Origin of the sequence: Nonomuraea sp. 3N208, assembly GCF_052245935.1 — a bacterium.
Classification (GTDB): Bacteria; Actinomycetota; Actinomycetes; order Streptosporangiales; family Streptosporangiaceae; genus Nonomuraea.
Genome location: NZ_JBQQBR010000143.1, coordinates 1 through 1571, shown reverse-complemented (window position 1 = coordinate 1571; position 1571 = coordinate 1). Strand labels below are relative to the sequence as shown.

Annotated in this window: 1 protein-coding gene and 1 pseudogene; both read left to right on the top strand. The window is 68.2% G+C overall.

The window, feature by feature from the left end; all coding sequences use genetic code 11:
- Positions 1–27: 27 nt before the first annotated feature.
- Positions 28–603, top strand: coding sequence for an IS607 family transposase (locus tag ACTWPT_RS59900; protein ID WP_443186459.1), 576 nt, complete (start codon positions 28–30; stop codon positions 601–603).
- Positions 596–1571 (top strand): annotated as a pseudogene (locus tag ACTWPT_RS59895) (IS200/IS605 family accessory protein TnpB-related protein); the annotation flags it as partial. The gene ACTWPT_RS59900 and the pseudogene ACTWPT_RS59895, both read left to right, overlap by 8 nt.

Here is a 1571-nt window from a genome sequence, read left to right as displayed (position 1 = left end):
TGTCACGAGTGCTGTATGATCTTGTGCATGAACCTGACGGAATGGGCACGCGCACAGGGGATCGCCCCGCGTACTGCGTACCGCTGGTTCCGTGAGGGCACGTTGCCGGTCCCTGCGGAGCGAGTGGGGCCGCGCACGATCCTGGTGAACATCGACGCGAACACCTCACCGTCTGTGACTGGTGGTGTGGGCCTGTACGCCCGTGTCTCCTCGCACGATCAGAAGGCCGATCTGGAGCGGCAGATCGCACGCCTGTCAGCGTGGGCGGCGAAAGCCGGTCACAAGGTGGTTCGTGTCGAGTCGGAGATCGCCTCGGGAATGAACGGCTGCCGTACGAAAGCCCGTCGGCTGCTGGCCGACCCGAAGGTGACCACCGTGGTGGTGGAGCACAAGGACCGGCTCGGCCGTATGAACGTCGAACTCGTCGAAGCTGCCCTGACTGCCGCCGGTCGCCGGCTCGTTGTCCTCGATGATGGCGAGGTCGATGACGACCTGGTGCGCGACATGGTGGAGGTCCTGACCTCGTTCTGTGCCCGATTGTACGGCCGCCGCTCGGCGAAGAACCGAGCCGAGAAAGCCCTTGAGGCGGCTGCCGGTGAGTGATCCCAACAAGAAGCAGTTCCGCACCATCGATGACCCGTTCGTTGCTCTGGGCCCGTCCGGCGTGGCGATACGCGGCCGCCTCAAGCACCTCACGCCCGAGGACGACAAGGTGTTGCGCCTGGTCGGCGAACACCTAGGTCGCCTCGCGTCGCTGGACCTCAAGACCCGGTGCGCCGATGGTCTGGAGCACAACTCGGATACGTGGGCGGCCCGGAAGCAGGGCCTGACCGCCGCCTCGTCCTCCCGCTGGGCCGGGTCGATCACCAAAGCCACCCACGACCAGTGGGCACTGGCGCGCCGCTGCCAGCTCGCCCACATCCAGAACCTCGAAGCGGGTGTGCGCACGCTGTTGCACCGCCTGTCGTTGCCGATCGGAGACAAGGGCACCAAGCGGGCCCTGGGCGGATACCGCTCCAAGGGTGAGTGGTTCCACAAGTCCCGCCGCCTGGCCGTCCTCACTCGCCGCCTCGATACGGCCCGCGCCGAGCGTGAGGCCGGTGTCGTGCATGTGGTGCGCGGCGGCCGGCGCCTGCTGGGCAACCGTCACAACCTCGCCGCCGCGCAGCTCACCGAGGCCGAATGGCGGCAGCGTTGGGAAGCCGAGCGCTGGTTCCTCGCCGCCGACGGCGAGTCGGGCAAGCGGTTCGGCAACGAGACGATCCGCATCACGCCCGAGGGCGAGGTGAGCATCAGGCTCCCGTCCCCGCTGGCGCGCCTGGCCAATGCCAGGCACGGCCGGTACGTGCTGGCCGCGAAGGTGCAGTTCCAGCACCGGGGCGCCGAGTGGCGAGACCGCATCGAGCACAACCGTGCCGTGGCCTACCGCATCCACCTCGACGTGCAGCGGGACCGCTGGTACCTGACGGCCTCGTGGACCAGGCCGACGGTGCAGACGATCCCGCTGGCCACCGCCCGCGCTGAAGGCATGGTCGGTGTCGACACCAACGCGGACCACTTCGCCGCCTACC

Coding starts and splice junctions, on each gene's coding strand:
- ACTWPT_RS59900 (WP_443186459.1), top strand. CDS start 28: ATGAACCTGACGGAATGGGCACGCGCACAGGGGATCGCCCCGCGTACT.